This is a genomic window from Vibrio jasicida CAIM 1864 = LMG 25398, assembly GCF_000400365.1.
GTDB lineage: Bacteria > Pseudomonadota > Gammaproteobacteria > Enterobacterales > Vibrionaceae > Vibrio > Vibrio jasicida.
On the sequence record NZ_BAOG01000264.1, the window covers coordinates 1 to 470 of the forward strand.

Here is a 470-nt window from a genome sequence, read left to right on the forward strand (position 1 = left end):
GCAGTTAGAGTTGTTTTACCGTGGTCAACGTGGCCGATAGTACCAACGTTAACGTGCGGTTTCGTACGTTCAAATTTTTCTTTAGACATGAGTAGTCCCTCTAGGTACGGATTTAGGTGGCCCGAATTGACCACGCAACCAAAAAAGATAATTGGTAAATCTTATATCAAAAGGAAATAACTTTGAGAGCTGGTGCTGATAGGCAGACTCGAACTGCCGACCTCATCCTTACCAAGGATGCGCTCTACCACCTGAGCTATATCAGCACTCAAATTAGAGTGGAGCGGGCAGCGGGAATCGAACCCGCATCATCAGCTTGGAAGGCTGAGGTAATAGCCATTATACGATGCCCGCAACACGTAACTCTGAGAGCTATTTCCTTAAGAATATGGTGGAGGGGGACGGATTCGAACCATCGAAGGCAGTGCCGGCAGATTTACAGTCTGCTCCCTTTGGCCACTCGGGAACCC

General features: G+C 48.3%; 1 protein-coding gene and 2 tRNA genes. All 3 read right to left on the bottom strand.

Annotation, left to right across the window (positions count from 1 at the left end):
• On the bottom strand, window positions 1–89 hold an 89-nt coding region (locus VJL_RS27410; protein ID WP_001982298.1), incomplete at its 3' end, for a GTP-binding protein.
• A gap of 101 nt (window positions 90–190) precedes the next feature.
• Window positions 191–266 (bottom strand) — tRNA-Thr (locus tag VJL_RS27415).
• 13 nt (window positions 267–279) lie between these two features.
• Window positions 280–354 (bottom strand) — tRNA-Gly (locus VJL_RS27420).
• Window positions 355–470 lie beyond the last annotated feature (116 nt).